Origin of the sequence: Halorussus lipolyticus (assembly GCF_029338375.1) — an archaeon.
GTDB classification, from domain to species: domain Archaea; phylum Halobacteriota; class Halobacteria; order Halobacteriales; family Haladaptataceae; genus Halorussus; species Halorussus lipolyticus.
Map to the genome: position 1 here is coordinate 895,306 of NZ_CP119804.1, position 16,304 is coordinate 911,609.

The 16,304-nt window shown below is 62.7% G+C and carries 20 protein-coding genes; 11 read left to right on the plus strand and 9 right to left on the minus strand.

Annotated features, from left to right (window positions below; translation table 11 throughout):
- Nucleotides 1-384 carry a PaaI family thioesterase gene (locus P2T57_RS04545; RefSeq protein WP_276301294.1) on the minus strand — a complete coding sequence of 128 codons (384 nt, stop codon included), beginning with the start codon at nucleotides 382-384 and terminating at the stop codon, nucleotides 1-3.
- 111 nt (nucleotides 385-495) lie between these two features.
- Between P2T57_RS04545 and P2T57_RS04550 the strand changes: the two genes are divergently transcribed.
- The 4 genes from P2T57_RS04550 (at nucleotide 496) to P2T57_RS04565 (ending at nucleotide 2,739) form a co-directional block, all read left to right on the plus strand.
- Complete coding sequence (locus P2T57_RS04550) at nucleotides 496-1,260, plus strand: enoyl-CoA hydratase/isomerase family protein (protein ID WP_276301295.1); 765 nt, start codon at nucleotides 496-498, stop codon at nucleotides 1,258-1,260.
- A gap of 160 nt (nucleotides 1,261-1,420) precedes the next feature.
- Nucleotides 1,421-1,681: a hypothetical protein gene (locus P2T57_RS04555; RefSeq protein ID WP_276301296.1), complete on the plus strand. Its 261-nt coding sequence runs from the start codon at nucleotides 1,421-1,423 to the stop codon at nucleotides 1,679-1,681.
- A 76-nt stretch (nucleotides 1,682-1,757) separates the two neighbouring features.
- On the plus strand, nucleotides 1,758-2,126 hold the full coding sequence (locus tag P2T57_RS04560; RefSeq protein WP_276301298.1) for a DUF8062 family protein: 369 nt from the start codon (nucleotides 1,758-1,760) through the stop codon (nucleotides 2,124-2,126).
- Nucleotides 2,127-2,292: 166 nt separating this feature from the next.
- Nucleotides 2,293-2,739, plus strand: a complete 447-nt coding sequence (locus P2T57_RS04565) for a hypothetical protein (protein WP_276301299.1) — start codon at nucleotides 2,293-2,295, stop codon at nucleotides 2,737-2,739.
- Nucleotides 2,740-2,855: 116 nt separating this feature from the next.
- Here the strand turns inward: P2T57_RS04565 and P2T57_RS04570 are convergent, their stop codons facing one another.
- The 4 genes from P2T57_RS04570 to P2T57_RS04585 form a co-directional block, all read right to left on the minus strand.
- Complete coding sequence (locus P2T57_RS04570) at nucleotides 2,856-3,737, minus strand: amidohydrolase family protein (protein ID WP_276301300.1); 882 nt, start codon at nucleotides 3,735-3,737, stop codon at nucleotides 2,856-2,858.
- Nucleotides 3,738-3,999: 262 nt separating this feature from the next.
- Nucleotides 4,000-5,325: a hypothetical protein gene (locus tag P2T57_RS04575; RefSeq protein WP_276301301.1), complete on the minus strand. Its 1,326-nt coding sequence runs from the start codon at nucleotides 5,323-5,325 to the stop codon at nucleotides 4,000-4,002.
- A gap of 124 nt (nucleotides 5,326-5,449) precedes the next feature.
- Entirely contained in the window at nucleotides 5,450-5,911 is a 462-nt protein-coding gene (locus tag P2T57_RS04580) for a MaoC/PaaZ C-terminal domain-containing protein (protein WP_276301302.1), read from the minus strand.
- An 87-nt stretch (nucleotides 5,912-5,998) separates the two neighbouring features.
- Complete coding sequence (locus P2T57_RS04585; RefSeq protein WP_276301303.1) at nucleotides 5,999-6,211, minus strand: hypothetical protein; 213 nt, start codon at nucleotides 6,209-6,211, stop codon at nucleotides 5,999-6,001.
- 240 nt (nucleotides 6,212-6,451) lie between these two features.
- Between P2T57_RS04585 and paaI the strand changes: the two genes are divergently transcribed.
- Complete coding sequence (paaI, locus tag P2T57_RS04590) at nucleotides 6,452-6,853, plus strand: hydroxyphenylacetyl-CoA thioesterase PaaI (RefSeq protein WP_276301304.1); 402 nt, start codon at nucleotides 6,452-6,454, stop codon at nucleotides 6,851-6,853.
- Nucleotides 6,854-6,908: 55 nt separating this feature from the next.
- Here paaI and P2T57_RS04595 read toward each other — a convergent pair whose 3' ends face one another.
- From P2T57_RS04595 to paaK, 4 genes are all read right to left on the minus strand, one after another.
- A complete protein-coding gene (locus P2T57_RS04595) occupies nucleotides 6,909-7,295 on the minus strand; it encodes a twin-arginine translocation signal domain-containing protein (RefSeq protein WP_276301305.1) in 387 nt (128 codons plus the stop codon).
- A 63-nt stretch (nucleotides 7,296-7,358) separates the two neighbouring features.
- Entirely contained in the window at nucleotides 7,359-8,060 is a 702-nt protein-coding gene (locus P2T57_RS04600) for a LiaF transmembrane domain-containing protein (protein WP_276301306.1), read from the minus strand.
- Between the two features lie 90 nt (nucleotides 8,061-8,150).
- On the minus strand, nucleotides 8,151-9,446 hold the full coding sequence (locus P2T57_RS04605) for a DUF8130 domain-containing protein (protein WP_276301307.1): 1,296 nt from the start codon (nucleotides 9,444-9,446) through the stop codon (nucleotides 8,151-8,153).
- A 126-nt stretch (nucleotides 9,447-9,572) separates the two neighbouring features.
- On the minus strand, nucleotides 9,573-10,868 hold the full coding sequence (paaK, locus tag P2T57_RS04610; RefSeq protein ID WP_276301308.1) for a phenylacetate--CoA ligase PaaK: 1,296 nt from the start codon (nucleotides 10,866-10,868) through the stop codon (nucleotides 9,573-9,575).
- 109 nt (nucleotides 10,869-10,977) lie between these two features.
- On the opposite strand from paaK, the gene P2T57_RS04615 reads away from it, so the two are divergent.
- The 6 genes from P2T57_RS04615 (at nucleotide 10,978) to P2T57_RS04640 (ending at nucleotide 16,285) form a co-directional block, all read left to right on the plus strand.
- Nucleotides 10,978-12,156 (plus strand): thiolase domain-containing protein, encoded by a 1,179-nt coding sequence (locus P2T57_RS04615; protein WP_276301309.1) that lies wholly within the window; start codon nucleotides 10,978-10,980, stop codon nucleotides 12,154-12,156.
- Complete coding sequence (locus P2T57_RS04620; RefSeq protein ID WP_276301310.1) at nucleotides 12,153-13,592, plus strand: zinc ribbon domain-containing protein; 1,440 nt, start codon at nucleotides 12,153-12,155, stop codon at nucleotides 13,590-13,592. The genes P2T57_RS04615 and P2T57_RS04620 overlap by 4 nt, the downstream gene beginning before the upstream one ends.
- 110 nt (nucleotides 13,593-13,702) lie before the next feature.
- On the plus strand, nucleotides 13,703-13,918 hold the full coding sequence (locus P2T57_RS04625) for an antitoxin VapB family protein (protein WP_276301311.1): 216 nt from the start codon (nucleotides 13,703-13,705) through the stop codon (nucleotides 13,916-13,918).
- On the plus strand, nucleotides 13,915-14,313 hold the full coding sequence (locus tag P2T57_RS04630) for a PIN domain-containing protein (RefSeq protein WP_276301313.1): 399 nt from the start codon (nucleotides 13,915-13,917) through the stop codon (nucleotides 14,311-14,313). The genes P2T57_RS04625 and P2T57_RS04630 overlap by 4 nt, the downstream gene beginning before the upstream one ends.
- 227 nt (nucleotides 14,314-14,540) lie before the next feature.
- Nucleotides 14,541-15,437: a 3-hydroxyacyl-CoA dehydrogenase family protein gene (locus P2T57_RS04635; protein ID WP_276301315.1), complete on the plus strand. Its 897-nt coding sequence runs from the start codon at nucleotides 14,541-14,543 to the stop codon at nucleotides 15,435-15,437.
- On the plus strand, nucleotides 15,434-16,285 hold the full coding sequence (locus tag P2T57_RS04640) for an enoyl-CoA hydratase/isomerase family protein (protein WP_276301316.1): 852 nt from the start codon (nucleotides 15,434-15,436) through the stop codon (nucleotides 16,283-16,285). The genes P2T57_RS04635 and P2T57_RS04640 overlap by 4 nt, the downstream gene beginning before the upstream one ends.
- Nucleotides 16,286-16,304: the final 19 nt, after the last annotated feature.

Here is a 16,304-nt window from a genome sequence, read left to right on the forward strand (position 1 = left end):
CTACCCCGTCTTGTAGACACCGCGCGCGTCGGCGACCTGCGTGTCGTCTTCGGCGTAGACCTCTACATCCACGACGCCCACGTCGCTTCCGCACCGGACGACATCGGCCTCGGCGTAGAGGTCGCCGGTCCCGGCCTCGAGGTAGTCGATTCGCATGTCGATGGTCGGGACCGGTTGGTCCACCAGCGAGACCAGCGCCGCGCCGCCCACCGTGTCGGCGAGCGTGAATGTGACCCCGCCGTGGGCCATCATGTGGTCGGCGTTCCACGATAACTCCTCGCGCATCTGTAGTTCGCCCTCTGCGTGGCCCTCCTCGACTTCGGTCACTTCCACGCCGAGCAGGTCGGCGAAGGGCATCTCCTCGAAGAAGTTCTCTACGTCCATATCGGCGATTTGCACGGCCGACCGGCTTAAAAATACTTCTTCGAGAGAGCGGTCCGGCGAGCGACTCGGGCAGTCAGATAGCCTTATTCCGCTAGCCCGAAACCGTGACGTATGGAAATCACCGACGACGACGGCGTTCGCACCGTCACGTTCGACCGCCCCGAAGTCATGAACGCTTTCACGCCCGAAATCGCCGCGGAACTGGCCGAGGTCTTCGCCGACGCGAATCCCGAAGAACTCGACGCAATCGTCCTCACGGGCGAGGGCGACGCCTTCAGCGCGGGCGGGGACATCCAGTCGATGGCCGAGCGCGAGGAGAACACCGAGGAGGCCTACGAGCGCGTCACCGAGACGTTCGGCAGAGTGGTGGAGGAGGCCCTCTCTGCCGACGTGCCAATCGTCGCCAAAGTCAACGGCGATGCGGTCGGCGCTGGCCTCGCGGTCACCGCGGTCAGCGACTTCGCCTACGCCGCCGAGTCGGCCACGTTCAGTTGCGCGTTCGTCCGGGTCGGCCTGATTCCGGATACCGGCGGAAGCTTCCTCCTCCCGCGACTCGTGGGGCTTCGGACCGCCAAGCGCCTCGCCTTTACGGGAGAATTCTTCGGCGCGAGCGAAGCCGCCGAGATGGGTCTCGTGAACGAGGTCCACCCGGAGGACGAACTCGACGCCGCCGTCTCGGACCTGCTCGATACGCTCCGCAAGCGCCCGACCAAGACCATCGGTCTCGCCAAGCGCGCCATCCACGAGAATCTGGGTCGAGGGTGGCGCGAGGCCCAAGACTACGAGAACATGGTCCAGTCCCAAGCCTACGACACCCCCGAACACGAGGAGGGCGTCGCCGCCTTCCTCGAAGGCCGTGAACCTGACTTCGAGTGAGGTCGTGACGGCTCGGGACGCCCTGCCGGAGACGCCCGGCCTCCCGGTCGGAAAATCGCGGTCCAAATAGCGCGAGTTTATCTCTTATTTCGCAACCATAAATTTTATCTTTGGGGGTGCTTTCTGTAGATTCGTCCTTTGATACAAGGTGACACAAAACATGAAACGCACACTCAAACTTGCGCTCCTCGCCGCAGTTGCACTCACAGTGTTCGGCCTCGTCGCATCGCCGGCGGCCGCCGGAGACGAAGACACCTGTACTGGCGGTCACTTCCAATTCTGCGAACAGTCGATGGATACGCAACCGCTGGAGGACAGTCCCTGCATGGGCGGACAGTTCGAGTTCTGCGCCCAATCGATGGAGACCCAACCGCTCGACGACAACCCCTGCTTGGGCGACCAGTGGAATTTCTGTAGCTAATCCGGGTTCCGTCGTTTTCGACCCGGCCCTCAGCGCCGAAGCGTAGAGTCAAAAAGCCGCGTCTGTTAGGTCCGACGTGACCGACCCAGACGACTCTCCGACCGACGACGATTTTTCGACCGCCGACTCCGACCCGGACGAGACCCCGACAGTCACCTGCCAGCGGTGCGACCAGACGTGGGACCTCGCCCGCGAGTTCGACCAGTTAGGTGCGGGCAACCACGCGGTCGAGCAGTTCGCACTCGACCACAAGCGCCACACGGGCCACTTTCCCGACGAAATCCGGACGTGGCGCGCGGCGTGTCGCAACTGCCCCGAGGAGGCCGAGCGTCTCGCCAGCGACGCCGTGACTCGGTGGGCCGAGACCCACGCCCGTCACACGCGCCACGAGGTCGAGATTCGCCACGCGAGGAGCGACGAGACGACGCTCGTCACGGCCGACTAGTAACGAAGATGATGCCTTTCGAAGCATTTTATTTATATATCGGCCAGAAAATTTAATATTTCTCGATGTATGGTATTTAATGTCACGTCTGTCGTTCCCAGGCGTGGCGGTCCGAACGTGCGGCACGTGAGATTCGCGCTTCGGGCCGAAATGCACGGAGAAAACCATGAAAACGACATCCAAACTCTTGATCGCTGTATCGCTTGCGCTGGTCGCGTTCTCGTTTGCGGCCTCACCCGCCGCTGCGGTCGGCACCCAGTGTAGTGGGAGTCCGCACGAGGCGTGTCTGGAATCGGTAGACCCAGCGTCGGACGCCGGTCCGATTACGGGTGACGGTCCCATCACTGCGGAGGGACCGATTACCCAGTCGCCCATCACGGCGTCTCTCAGCACGAACGGCTGTCCGCTCTGCCCGACTGCGACCGGCCCGATTACGCAGGACTGTCCGAACTGTCCGACTGCGACCGGCCCGATTACGCAGGACTGTCCGAACTGTCCGACTGCGACCGGCCCGATTACGCAGGACTGTCCGAACTGCCCGACTGCGGCCGGTCCCATCACTAACGGTCCCATCACCAACGGACCCATCACCAACGGACCGATTACGGCTTGAACCGACGCTGTAGCTTCGTCTGACTCTCGCTTTTCGTGACCGAGGAGTTCGGCGCGAAATGTGTCTCTCCTCGGGCGAAGTAAGCGCGAAAACGAGATTGCAGTTCCGTCGGCAGATTACAGTCCGAGGAACTCCTCGGCGTTCTCCCAGAGAATCTTGCGCTGGACCTCCTCCGGGAAGTCGAGTTCCTCGAACTGTTCGAGCCACGGTCCGGGTTCTATCATCGGATAGTCGGTGCCGAACATCACCTTATCCTTCAGGAGACTCTTTGCGTAGTGAAGCACTTGGTCGTCGATGTACCGGGGCATCCACCCCGAGAGGTCCATGTAGACGTTGCCCTTCTGCTGACAGATGGCCAACTGCTCTTTCTCCCACGGGAAGGCCGGGTGGGCGATGAGAATCTGGAGGTCGGGATGCTCTGCCGCCACGTCGTCGATGAGCATCGGGTTGCCGTACTTGATTTTGAGGCCCCGACCGCCGGGCGCGCCAGCGCCGAGGGTGGAGTTCCCGCCGTGGAAGACCACGGGCACGCCGAGGTCCTCGATGGTGGCGAATAGCTCCTCGTGTTCGGGGTCGCTCGGGTCGAAGCCCTGCGCGATTTGCTGGAACTTGAACCCGGAGAGACCGAGGTCCTTGACCGCGCGCTCGGCCTCCTCGACGCAATCGTCCTTGAGGGGGTCCACGCTGGCGAACCCGACGAAGAAGTCGTCGTACTCGTCGCGGACCTCGGCCACGTAGTCGTTGGGCACCGGCGGGTTGCCGGTGTTGGTCTCGGCGTCCCACCCGAGGAGGACCGTCTTGCCAATGCCGACCTCGTGGTACTCCTCGATGAGCGAGTCGTAGGTGTCGGTCTCGATGGAGGACCCGAACTTCTCGGCGGCGTCCTCCATCATCAGACCTCCGGCGTCGTGGAGGAACTCCTCGGTCGGTTGGTGGCAGTGGGTGTCGATGATGGGGTTCTCGTCAGGGTGGTCTTTCACTACGTCGAGTTTTGGCATGGGAAGGTGTTCGGGGACTGTGGTGAAAAATCGTGCGAAGGGAGATTTTCCAGTATTGAGTGTCAGATTAACAGGATGATGTCGGCGTGCGCGAGAGACGAGCTACGCAACGGAGCGAAGCAGAGTGAGTAACGCAGGAGGCTGGGGAGGGTCAAGGTCTGCGATAGCGTGTTGTGCAGTCTCCCTAGGCTTATACAGTAGCTAGGTTTTCTGTCATAATAAAATGATTGCAAGGACTCCTGACTTTTGGATAGTTAATTATCTAGTCATAATCGAACTTATTTAGTATTTCAAATGTTCGTTCACGGTCTTCCGGTGACGAAGCCCCTTGTTTGAGGAAAAATTGGTACTCTTCCTCCGAGAAATCCTCAGGGTAATATTCAAAATAGAACTCAAGGAGTGAATCTAAGAGCAGTTTCGCCGCTCCCTGATGATTCTGTGAAACGTGAGTATTTGGCCCCTCGTGAGCTAATGTATTCCGTTTCGATTGAAGTTCATCTATCGCCTCATCAATTCTCGGGCGACGATTTTCTCCCCGTACATGTTCGAATGCAAACTCTGCTCTCTCCACAATAATTTCACTTTTCTGCTGTCGCTCTACTTGTGAAAGATTTTCAACTCCTCGCCAGAATCCGAAAAAAGATTGAGTTGTTGAAGATTCAGTAATCCCTTCCTGATAAGCAAACAGTGCATTCACTAGACTTTCGTTTAGGCCTTCCAACGCTGGACGCTCCGCAGTAAGGTCCGGGAGTTGTTCAAATTCACTTATACAGTCGTCAATATCGTCTGGAGTGGTCACTGGACCTCGGCGGTAATTGTAGTCCATCGGCCAGTAATCGACATACCCTTCCTCATCGAATAGTAAAAACAAAAATGGCTCCTGAAGCCAAGACCATTGAGCCCGTGGCGGACGGCTACCCTTCCCACTTGGTTGAGGTAATTCAATGCTCCACTTCTTCATAACAAAATTCAATTTTGCAATCAATAATCGGACAATATCCTGAACCATATATAAAGCGAAATCCGCATCACGTGCCTCGTATTCTGTTTCCCAGAAAGTATAGAAACGGCTAAGACTATCTCTAGCATCAAGTTTGTTGGGCGACTCCTCAAGGAAATGTTCTAATGTGGTTTCATCGGCTTCTAAGGCGGGGTCTTTGTGCTCTTCTTCCCACTCTTCATATGATAATCGTTGGAACTCAGTTTCAGGAGCAGAGAATGAATCGGGCAAACTTTCCGATTTACGGATATTGAGAGGGAATGCAACCGTGTATGTATCTTTTTCCGACCCAAGAACGTCGCTTAAGAAGTCTCCTTTTTGACTTTTGAATTCTTCAACCCGGTCGGCATCATCCTCACCGATATTCTCCGATATCGAAATTAATTGAGATTGAATCTCGTTTGCAAATGCCTGTTCGGTTAATTTGTGTTCATAGGTGTCAAATCCGAGGTCTTCACGGACTATTTCCTTTAGTAAACTTGTCAACTTTCCTTCCATCCCCAAACGAACACTATAGCCATCAGTAATTCGGGACGTCGAAAGGCAATCAAATGCTTCTGCCAATCGTGATTCGAAATCCTCGGGCATTAGTGATAGGGTTTATACGGTTATTATAAAATAGTTTGCTAGCGTAGAGTAAGCTTGCATTCGAATATAGGTGTAGAAAGTTGGTATTAACTTTATACGATAGAAAAAGTATTATGGGTGTTTTCTACTCTTCCTTCTTAATCAGGAACTTCATATCCCCTTCGAACACCACGGTATCCTCCTGATTCGTCATCACCGTGTCGATGACGACCATCCCGGAGTCGTCCCGACTCGAAATCTCCTTGGTCTCCACGACTTCCATGTCGAGCGAAACGGTGTCGTCCATGTGGACCGGGTTCGGGATGTCCATGTAGTTCATCCCGAGGAACGCCAGCACGGTGCGCTCCAAGATGCCGGTGCGGTAGACGAATCCGGTCGCCAGTACGAACGTCATCGGGCCGTGGGCCACGCGCTCGCCGAAGTACTCGTCCTCGGCGTACTCCTTGTTGGTGTGGAGTTCGGTCCAGTCGCCCGCAAACGCCGAGTGCTGAACGAAGTCGTACTCGGTGACGGTGCGACCGACGCTCTCGAAGGTCTGTCCCTCCTCGAAGTCCTCGAAGTGGTGGGGCGTGTAGCTGTACGGCATATTCCGGGGTTCGCTCGTCGCCGATAAAATTCTATGGTATCTCCGGTGACGAGAGCCAGTGGTTCACCCCGGAGGAGCGCCCCCGAACTATCCCCCGCGACGGAGCGGCGGGAACTCACCGGCGATGACCGGCGAGACGACGCCGATGGCCCCGGCCAGAAACAGGGCACCGACGGTCAGCGCGAACCCGACCCAGAGGGCGTGCAACTCCAAGACGAACGGCGCGGCGATGATGCCCAGACCGATTCCCCCGAGGACCAACGCGGCCACCCACGACTTCCAGTCGGTGTGTTCCACCATGAGACCCAGAGACAACCCGTCAGATAATAAGTATGATTCAAATCCAACGACGAACCCCGCTACAGGGAACCCGCGGCGAGGCCGATTCCGAGGTCCGGCCGTCTCCACGGTCCGGCGCGGACGCGGCGGTGGTTCGTCAAACAATCCTCGACCGGGCCAAAATAAACGTATACAATTCTCCAAGGATTGAAAATATTGCTACGCTCGGAGATATAAGTAGCCGTCGCGCCAACTGCCGCCATGACCGAGATTCCCGACGACCGCCGCGAAACCATCGAGTCCGACCCCTTCTGCGAGCAGTTGGGCGTCGAACTCGATGGTCTCGGCCCCGGCGCGGCGACGACCGAGTTGACCGTCACCGACGACCTGCTGAACTTCCACGGGACGCCCCACGGAGGAGCAATCTACTCGCTGGCGGACGCCGCGTTCGCGGCCGCCTCGAACGCCGAGGGCGATACCGCGCTGGCGCTGGAGACCAACATCTCCTACTTCGAGGCCGTCTCAGTCGGCGAGACGCTGACCGCCGAGGCAGAGCGCGTCCACCAGCGCGGCCGGACCGCCTCCTACCGCGTCACCGTCACCGACGAGCGAGGAGACGAGATTGCGGCCTTCCGCGGCCGAGTGTACCTCCCCGGCGACTGAGCGCCGCTCCTGCGATTGAAAATCTCCTCGGCGGTCGAAAACCGACCCACCGGACTCAGAAGAAGACCGCTACCGCCAGTTCGCCCTCCCGACTACGCCGCAGACTCACGGTAGCGAGCGACTCGTCGTACGTCGTCAGGTCCGCTCGGGCGCGCTGGTCGCCGACTGACACCTCGGCCGCCGTAATCGAGGAGGCCGGCGCGTCGGCCAACACCTCCCGAGTGAACGTCGAACCGGACGCGCCGCCGAGTTCGACCGACCGCTCGTAGGCGTCGTCCTCGCCGACGACGGAGACCGACACGTCGAAGACGTGGCCCTCCTCGTCCTCGTTCCAGACCTCGAACTCGTGGACCTCGATGCCCGTAAACTCCGAGACGCACCCGGCCGCGCCGGTCGAGGCGGCGGCCGCGCCACCGAGTCGGAGGAACTGACGCCGGTTCACGGATTCGGGGTGTGACGCTCGGACAATTACTGTTTCGAACGGGGACCGGCCATCGGTCGCCGGTCAGTCCGTCACGCTGATGCCGCCGAAAGCGACGAACCCCGTCACCACGAGGTCAACCTCGTCGCCCTCCTCGTCGCGGCGGGGCCGGTCGTCCTCGGCCGCACCGAAGACCGGCAACACGTCCACCCGGACGTTCCAGTCGCGCGGAACCACGACATCGACGCCGCCGAACAGCGCGGTGGCCGAGACCTGCGCTGGCGGGTCAGCGACCGCGGCGTCCCGCAGGTCGAGTTCCGCGCCGCCGAAGAAGGCGGTCAGGTCCGCGCCCGCGAACGATTTCGAGGTCGTGCGCTTCTCGCTCCCGCCGAACAGCGCCACCGCCGAGACGTACTGGTCGGGGACCGTGTGGACCCGAGCGCGGTAGCGCGCCAGCACCACCGAGAGGCCGAACAGGATGATGAACACCGGCCAGAGCGGCGCGAGGTCGGCGAACTGGACCACGCCGAGCGCGACGAGTTGGCTCCCGCCCGCCAGCAGGGCGATGACCAGCGGTCCCGCGAGGTTCCGGAACCCGCTCGCCACGACGGCGTAGAGCGCCACGACGAGGAACAGCGACGGGAGGTAGGTCAGCAGGTAATCGGTCTCCAAGAGACCGGTCGTGTCCAGCAGGAGGACCACCCCGAGCAGGACGACGAGCGCGCCGAAAATCGTCTGGCTCGTCGGTCTGCGGTCGATTTTTCGGGATTGGGTTTCGGTTGCCATACCCGTAGTACGACGGACGGAAATATAACCGTACTCGCAGATTCTCGCCCGGAGAGAATCGGAACCCACTGGCCGAGCGCGGCGGCCCCATTATCCGACCGAGAACGCGACTCGGTACCGGACCGTCGAATCGCGGTCGTCGTTCGCGGAGTCGTCCCCTGTTTCGGTCCCACCGAGGGACCCGGCCACGACGTACTCGCCCGCCGGCAGGTCCGGGACCGCGTAGGTCTCAGCGACCTCCTCGGCGGGCGCGAGGGTCGAGACCACCGCTACGTCGCTGGCCAGTTCGACCGCGCGGCCCTCGGTCCGAACGTGGTCGCTCTCGGCGTAGGCGTCGGTCCAGAGCAGAGAACCCGAGTCGCCGTCCGACCCGCCCTTCGGCCGACACCGGACGACGCCGAAGGGCCGGGGCGCACCGCTGGACAGTCGGACCGCGCTATCGCCTCGGTTGCGGGCCGCGAGGCGGAGGAGACCGTCCCGGACCTCGGCCGAGACCGAAATCCGGGGCGACCCGCGGGACTCGACGTAACTGGTGTAGAACGTGCCACCGAGGAGGACGTACCGATGCTCCCGAAGCGCGTCGAGGAGGCCCGGCGGCGCGCGATTGAACCCGTAGGCTCCGCGGGCCTGCCCCGCCCGGCGGACGATTTCCCGGACCGCCGCCGACGCGGCGTCGGCCCGCCAGACCGGACCGCCGGCGGCCTCCGAGACCGGCACCTCGCTCGCCGAGAGTCGGAAGGGCGGTCCCGCGTCCTCGACCGCGACGGAGAAGGCCACGACCTCGCCGTGGTACCGCGCGGCGGCGTAGTTCTCGAAGAACCCGCGGAGCGAGGGCCAGACGTAGCCGAGTTCGACCGCCTCTCGGCGAGCGACCCGGAGGAGGCCGCTCATCACGTACTCCTCGCGGGTGACGGCGCGTTCGTACTCGTCGTAGGTCGCAACGTCGCCTTCGACTTCACCGGCCGGGACTGCTTCGGCGGTGACGCGATAGGTCGGGAAAGTGTCGTCCAATCGGTAGTAGGTGCCCGACCGCTCCACGAACGGGGTTCCGCTGGCGAACTCGGCAAGCCACTCCGGCGGGTCGTCGGTCTCGTAGCCCCCGGAGAGGGCGGCCGCGACCACCTCGCGCTCCCGGTCGCTCAGGGCCGAAACCGACGAGATACCGCCTCGCGGGTCGTCGCCGAGAGCGTTGAGGCGGACCACGTGGTCGAAGGTCTCGACCCGGCGGACCGACAGCGCCTCGGGGTCGCTCGCGGCCGGACTCGTCGCTCGTCGGTTCGACTCGTCGGGGTCCTCCTCGGAACCCCCGAGGACGCCGAGATAGCCGCCGGTCGCCGCGGCCGCCGCGCCGGCGAACGCGGCGTGGAGGAACGGGCGGCGGTTCATACCGGTGAATGACACTCGGGATTCAAAAAGACACAGGAATTGATATGCTACCCGGTCGCCGGGGACGACGTTCGACCGAGAGCGCGATAGAGGGGTCCCGATGCGCCGGCGACCCGACTCCCGGCGCTACTCCTCGTCGCGGTGGTCGAAGACGCGCTTGACCTTCCCGACTTCGGTCCGGTCCACGACGCCCGGACCGACCACCTCGATTTCGTCGGGCTTGACCTCTAGGGTCTCCTCCAACTCGGCCCGGATGTCGCGCTCCAACTCGTCGTGGGTGCCCTCGTAGTCCTCGTCATACTCCACGGTGAGTTCCATCGTGTCGAGGTTGCCCTTCCGGTAGAGGTCGATGCGGTAGTGGGGCGCGACGTGTTCGATGTCCACCATGACCTCCTCGATTTGGCTCGGGTAGACGTTGACCCCGCGGACGATGATGAGGTCGTCGGTCCGGCCGGTCACGTTGTCCATCCGGACGACGGTTCGGCCGCAATCGCACTCGTCGTAGGTCAGCGAGGTCATGTCGCCGGTCCGGTATCGAAGGACCGGGAGGGCCTGCTTGGTGAGCGAGGTGATGACGAGTTCGCCCTCCTCGCCCTCGGGCAGGGGTTCGCCGGTCTGTGGGTCCACGACTTCGGGGTAGAAGTGGTCCTCCCAGAGGTGGAGGCCGTTCTGGACCTCCTCGCACTCGATGGAGACCCCCGGCCCGATAATCTCCGAGAGACCGTACACGTCCACGGCGGTCACGTCGAGGACCTCCTCGATTTCGTCGCGCATCGGGTCGGTGAACGGTTCCGCGCCGATAATGACCGTCGAGAGCGGGAGATTTTTGGGGTCGATGCCGCGCTCCTCGGCGGCCTCTGCCAGATAGAGACAGTAGGAGGGCGTGCAGGCCAGCACGTCGCTCTCCAAGTCCTGCAACATGTCCAACTGGCGCGCGGTGTTGCCCCCGCCGGTCGGGATGACGCAGGCACCCAGTTCTTCCACGCCGTCGTGGAAGCCCAGACCGCCGGTAAAGAGACCGTAGCCGTAGGCGTTCTGGACGACGTGTTCGGGCCGGACTCCGGCGGCATACAGCGACCGGGCCATGACCTCGCGCCAGACGCCCAAGTCCTCGTCGGTGTAACTCACGATTTTGGGCTTGCCGGTAGTGCCCGACGAGGCGTGAATCCGGCTGACCTCCGAGTGGTCAACCGCGAACAGGCCGTCAGGGTACTCGTCGCGGAAGTTCTCTTTGGTCGTGAACGGAAGCTTCGATACGTCCTCGACCGATTCGATGTCCTCCGGCGAGACGCCCTCCTCGTCGAGGGCCTCGCGGTAGAACTCGACGTTCTCGTAGGCGTATTCGACCGTCTCGGCGAGGCGCTCGTTCTGCAAGTCCCGAATCTCGTCTCGGGAGGCCGTCTCGATGTCGCTGTAGGCCATGTCAGGTAACAATTCGCAAGAAGGGGTCTAAATCCTTTGGTCGGCGGAAATCCCCGTGCGGTCTCCCCACAACGGCAACTATTTCCTGCGAGACCCACTCACTCCACCCATGCGCGACGCCTATCTCGTCGGCGCGGCCCAGACCGATTTCGGGTCGTTCCCCGACGAAAGCTACCGGTCGCTGTTCCGCACCGCGTTCGAGGAGGCCCGCGATTCGGTCCCGGCGGGCCTCGACCCCGAGGACGTAGACGAGGCTGTCGTCGGCACCCTCGGCGTGGGTGGCAGGCAGTTGGGCCTCTCCGGACCGGCCGTCACCGAACACGTCGGTCTCCACGGCATCCCGACCACGCGAGTCGAGAACGCCTGCGCGGCCTCCGGGTACGCGGTCCGGCAGGCGGTACAGGCCGTCAAGTCCGGCATGGCCGACGTGGTGCTGGCCGGCGGAGTCGAAATTATGACCGACATGTCCGGCGACGCCACGAAATACTGGTTGGGTGTCTCGGGCGAAACCGAGTGGGAGCGCCTCTCTGGAACCACCTTCTCCGGGGTCTACGCACAGATGGCCGACGCCCACATGGCCGAGTACGGCACCACGACCGAACAGATGTCCCACGTCGCGGTCAAGAACCACCGGAACGGTGCCAAAAACCCCCACGCTCAACTCGGCTTCGAGTGTTCGCTCGAAGATGCCGAAAACGCCCAGACGGTCGCCGACCCCCTCACGCTCTACCACTGCTGTCCGACCAGCGACGGGGCGGCCTGCGCGGTCATCGCCAGCGAGGAGGTCGTAGACGAGTACACCGACGACCCAATCCGAGTCGCCGGGGTCGGGGCGGCCAGCGACGCGGTGGGCCTGTTCCAGCGCGATAGCTACACCGGCATCGAGGCCTCCCAGCGCGCCGGCGAAACCGCCTATCAGCGCGCCGGAATCACTCCCGACGACCTCGATTTCGCCGAGGTCCACGACTGTTTCTCCATCGCCGAGATTCTGGCCTACGAGGACTTGGGCTTCTGCGAACCCGGCGAGGGCGGGCGACTCGCCGAGTCCGGCGCGACCGAACTCGACGGCGACCTGCCGGTCAACACCTCGGGCGGTCTCAAGTCGAAGGGCCACCCCATCGGCGCGACCGGCGCGGGACAGGTCGCTGAGGCCTTCAAGCAACTCTCCGGCGACGCCGGGGACCGGCAGGTCGAGGGCGCGACACGCGGCCTGACCCACAACGTCGGCGGGAGCGGCGGTGGGGCCGTGGTTCACATCTTCGAGAAAGAACGGGAGGTGGCGAAATGAATCCCAAAATCGAGGCGGTCGGAGCCTACGCCCCCCGATTCCGGGTCTCCGCCGAGGAGTTCGAGCAGGCGTGGGGCCAGTTCCACGCCGGCGGGGTCAACTCGAAGGCAGTCCCCGACGCCGACGAGGACGCCCTGACGATGGCCTACGAGGCTGTCCGGCGGGCGCTCGACGCCGCCGACCTCGCGGGCGCGGACGTATCATCTTTAATATTCTCCTCTACGACGCCGCCGCTGGCCGAGGAGGACCTGAGCGCCCGCCTCGGTGGGATGCTCGGCGTCGGACAGTCGGCGACCCGACACGTCGTCACCGGAAGCACGCGGGCCGGAACGCGGGCGCTCGACGCCGCGCTCTCGGCCGGGCCGTGGGACGATGGAGTGGGCTTGGTCGTGGCGAGCGACTGCCCGCGCGGCGAACCCGATAGCGCCGAGGACCACGCCGGCGGAGCGGGCGCGGCCGCGTTCGTCCTCTCGGAGTCGGGCGATGCCGAGGTGCGCGAGCGGGCCGAGTACGCCGAGGAGTTCCCCGGCACGCGCTTCCGGCGCTCGGGGTCCGAGACCGTCGAGGGCCTCGGCGCGACCGGATACGAGCGACAGGCGTTCACCGAGACGCTGGCCGGAGCGGCCGAGCAGATTGATTTCGACGGAAGCGAGATAGATGCCGCCGCGGTGCAGGCCCCGAACGGCAAGATGCCCTACCGCGCTGGGGGCGCGCTCGGCGTCGGTACCGAGACGATTCAGGCCGGCGCGACGGTCCACGACTTGGGCGATACCGGTGCGGCGAGCGTCCCGCTCGGGATTGCCAAGAGCCTCGCACAGGGTGCCGAGACGGTTCTGGCGGCGTCGTTCGGAAGCGGCGCGGGCGCTGACGCCCTGCTGGTCGAGACCGGTGGGGACGACGTGGCGGCCGAACTGGCGCTGGACGACGGCGAGGAGGTCAGCTACGCCGAATATCTCCGCAAGCGCGGCGAGTTGACCGCCGGCCCGCCGGACGGCGGCGGGGCCTACGTCAGCGTGCCCTCGTGGAAGCGCACCCTCGACCAGCGCCACCGCTTGCTGGCAGGGAAATGTCCCGATTGTGGGAGTCTGAACTTCCCGCCGGAGGGCGCGTGTAACTCCTGCAAGTCGCTGGTCGATGAGTACGAGACGGTCGAACTCACCGGCGAGGGCACCGTCGAGGCCTCGACGGTCATCTCGCAGGGGGGTGCCCCGCCAGAGTTCGCCGAACAGCAGGCCCAGTCGGGCGATTTCGGCGTTGCTGTCGTGGCTCTGGAAGGCCCGGACGGCGGCGAGGCCAGCATCCCGGCGCAAGTCGTCGGCGCTGAGGCCGGGAGCGTCGAAATCGGTGACGCCGTAGAGACGACGATGCGGCGGATTTACACGCAGGAAGGCGTGACGAGGTACGGATTCAAGATGCGTCCGCAGGGAACGGAGTGACCAAGGACGGATTTCACACGAGACGAGTCGCACGCCCGGAATGGCCGGGGGATTCAGTCTCGCTTTTCTGACCCCAAGATAGTTTACAGAGACTGTGTATAGGTACACGTATGGGTAGTAAGAACATCTCGATAACCGAGGACGCTTACGAGCGACTAAAAGCACACAAACGCGAGGGAGAGAGCTTTACAGACGTGATTGTTCGTCTGACGGAAGACGAGCGCGACATCATGAGCGGATTTGGCGCATGGAGTGGTACTGACAAGGGAGACCATGCTCGGAAAGCCCGCGAGCAGTTGAACGCCGAGTTTGAGGACGGTCGATGAAGTGTTTGGACAGTAGCGTTCTCATCGCGTATCTCGAAGAGGATGAGACCGCCTTACACTACATTTCTGACCACCTAGACGAACCGCTGTACGCGCCGAGTCTTGCGCTATTTGAGGTCTATCAGGGCGCGGTTTTCGGAGACGATGAAGACGAACCGGAGGTGACACGCCAGCACTTGGACTGGTTGGACGACATTCTACCGTTCACTGAGGCTACAGCGCTGGAAACAGCTCGGCTCCAGTCAGAATTGCTTGACGAAGGAACACCGCTTGCACCGCGTGACGCGATGATTGCCGGGAGCGCACGGGAAGTCGGGGCGACGTTGGTCTCCGAAGATGGGGACCTCACGAACGATGGCGTCAAGACCGTGATGGCCGCTGAATCCTATGAATAGTTCCCTATCCAACTAGCTAACAAATACATATAATTTCATAAGACACCTATATCTACATATAATATATAGTTATATGCCCTAAAGGGTTATTTATATTGCTCTAACTGAAAACACTCGATGCACCGAACAGAATAAAATCGAATCTGTTTCCGAGCGCCTGATACGCGGCCCGACCCGAAACCGAGAGATAAACGCTTAACCCCGCGCCGAACGCCGTTCTACCCGACATGAGAGACCTACAAGTCGCTGTACTCGGCGCAGGAACGATGGGTCACGGGATCGCCCAAGTCTCGGCGATGGCCGGCCATAGCGTGACGATTCGGGACATCGAGGAGGACTTCGTTCAGGACGGTCTCTCCTCGATAGAGCAGAACCTTCAGGGCGGCGTCGAGCGCGACAAAGTGACCGCCGACGAGAAAGCGGCCACGCTCGACCGCATCTCGGGCACCACCGACCTCGCCGAGGCCGTCTCGGACGCCGACCTCGTAGTCGAGGCGGTTCCCGAGGACGTGGACCTCAAGAAACAGACCTTCGAGGACGTGGAGGCAGAAGTCGCAGACGACACCATCATCGCCTCGAACACCTCATCGCTCCCCGTGACCGAAATCGTCTCGGCGCTGGAGAATCCCGGCCGGGGAATCGGCCTGCACTTCTTCAACCCGGTCCACATCATGCAGTTGGTCGAGGTAGTCGTCGGCGAGCAGACCGACGACGAGACTGTCGCGTTCGCCACCGACTACATCGAGGACATCGGCAAGACCGCCATCGAAGTGCAGGACACCGCCGGGTTCGCCTCCTCGCGCCTCGGGGTCGCGCTGGGCGTCGAGGCCATGCGCATGGTCGAGGAGGGCGTCGCAAGCCCCCGCGACATCGACCAGTCGATGGAACTGGGCTACAACCACCCGATGGGTCCGGTCGAACTCGGCGACGTGGTGGGACTCGACGTGCGCCTCGACATCCTCGAACACCTCCGCGACGAGTTGGGCGAGCGGTTCCGCCCGCCCCAAATCCTGCGCCGGAAGGTCCGGGCCGGGAAACTCGGCAAGAAGACCGGCGAGGGCTTCTACGTCTGGGAGGACGGCGAAATCGTGGGCACCTCCGGCGACTGGGGTGAGGAGGAATGAGCGACAACAGTGAAGGCCGACCCGGTGAGGACGACATCGGAAGCCCCGAAGCGGTCGGCGACGAGTGCGAAACTGTCGGCGTCTCGGTCGGCGAGGAGGTCGAACACGTCGCCACCGTCACGCTCTCGCGGCCCGACGCCCGCAACGCCCTGAACGCTCAACTCCGCGCTGAGTTGAAGGACGTGCTGGACGCCATCGAGGCCAGCGACGTGCGTGTGGTCGTCCTGACCGGTTCCGACGAATCGGGCGCGTTCGTGGCAGGTGCCGACGTGACCGAACTCCGCGAGCGCGGTCCCCTCGAACAGCGCGAGGCCAGCAAGCGCCCCCGAGTCTACGAGTACGTGGACGACCTCGAACAGCCGGTTATCGGGGCCATCAACGGCCACGCCCTCGGCGGCGGGTGCGAGCTCGCCCAAGCCTGCGACACCCGAATCGCCCGCGAGGGAGCGAAGTTGGGTCAACCGGAAATCAACCTCGGCATCATGCCCGGCGGCGGCGGCACCCAGCGCCTCGCGCGTCTCGTCGGCGAGGGTCAAGCGATGAAACTCATCCTCTCCGGCGAACTCATCGACGCCGAGGAGGCCCGCGACATCGGCCTCGTGGACGAGGTTCACGACGAGGACGACTTCGAGGACCGAGTGTACGACCTCGCCGAGTCGATGGCCGAAAAGAGTCCGCTCGCGCTCGAATTCGCCAAGAAGGCCGTGAAGGCTTCCAGTCGGATGGACTTGGAGCAGGGTATCGAGTACGAGGCCGAACTGTTCGCCCACCTGTTCGCCTCCGACGACAAAAACGAGGGCATCGACGCCTTCTTCGAGGACCGCGACCCCGAGTGGGAAGGGAAGTAATCGAACCGAGCGGTCCACT

What these genes read in the sequence shown, in the direction of transcription:
- P2T57_RS04545 (WP_276301294.1), bottom strand. Translation starts at nt 384, where the DNA reads ATGGACGTAGAGAACTTCTTCGAGGAGATGCCCTTCGCCGACCTGCTC.
- P2T57_RS04550 (WP_276301295.1), top strand. Translation starts at nt 496, where the DNA reads ATGGAAATCACCGACGACGACGGCGTTCGCACCGTCACGTTCGACCGC.
- P2T57_RS04555 (WP_276301296.1), top strand. Translation starts at nt 1,421, where the DNA reads ATGAAACGCACACTCAAACTTGCGCTCCTCGCCGCAGTTGCACTCACA.
- P2T57_RS04565 (WP_276301299.1), top strand. Translation starts at nt 2,293, where the DNA reads ATGAAAACGACATCCAAACTCTTGATCGCTGTATCGCTTGCGCTGGTC.
- P2T57_RS04570 (WP_276301300.1), bottom strand. Translation starts at nt 3,737, where the DNA reads ATGCCAAAACTCGACGTAGTGAAAGACCACCCTGACGAGAACCCCATC.
- P2T57_RS04575 (WP_276301301.1), bottom strand. Translation starts at nt 5,325, where the DNA reads ATGCCCGAGGATTTCGAATCACGATTGGCAGAAGCATTTGATTGCCTT.
- P2T57_RS04580 (WP_276301302.1), bottom strand. Translation starts at nt 5,911, where the DNA reads ATGCCGTACAGCTACACGCCCCACCACTTCGAGGACTTCGAGGAGGGA.
- P2T57_RS04585 (WP_276301303.1), bottom strand. Translation starts at nt 6,211, where the DNA reads ATGGTGGAACACACCGACTGGAAGTCGTGGGTGGCCGCGTTGGTCCTC.
- paaI (WP_276301304.1), top strand. Translation starts at nt 6,452, where the DNA reads ATGACCGAGATTCCCGACGACCGCCGCGAAACCATCGAGTCCGACCCC.
- P2T57_RS04600 (WP_276301306.1), bottom strand. Translation starts at nt 8,060, where the DNA reads ATGGCAACCGAAACCCAATCCCGAAAAATCGACCGCAGACCGACGAGC.
- P2T57_RS04605 (WP_276301307.1), bottom strand. Translation starts at nt 9,446, where the DNA reads ATGAACCGCCGCCCGTTCCTCCACGCCGCGTTCGCCGGCGCGGCGGCC.
- paaK (WP_276301308.1), bottom strand. Translation starts at nt 10,868, where the DNA reads ATGGCCTACAGCGACATCGAGACGGCCTCCCGAGACGAGATTCGGGAC.
- P2T57_RS04615 (WP_276301309.1), top strand. Translation starts at nt 10,978, where the DNA reads ATGCGCGACGCCTATCTCGTCGGCGCGGCCCAGACCGATTTCGGGTCG.
- P2T57_RS04620 (WP_276301310.1), top strand. Translation starts at nt 12,153, where the DNA reads ATGAATCCCAAAATCGAGGCGGTCGGAGCCTACGCCCCCCGATTCCGG.
- P2T57_RS04625 (WP_276301311.1), top strand. Translation starts at nt 13,703, where the DNA reads ATGGGTAGTAAGAACATCTCGATAACCGAGGACGCTTACGAGCGACTA.
- P2T57_RS04630 (WP_276301313.1), top strand. Translation starts at nt 13,915, where the DNA reads ATGAAGTGTTTGGACAGTAGCGTTCTCATCGCGTATCTCGAAGAGGAT.
- P2T57_RS04635 (WP_276301315.1), top strand. Translation starts at nt 14,541, where the DNA reads ATGAGAGACCTACAAGTCGCTGTACTCGGCGCAGGAACGATGGGTCAC.
- P2T57_RS04640 (WP_276301316.1), top strand. Translation starts at nt 15,434, where the DNA reads ATGAGCGACAACAGTGAAGGCCGACCCGGTGAGGACGACATCGGAAGC.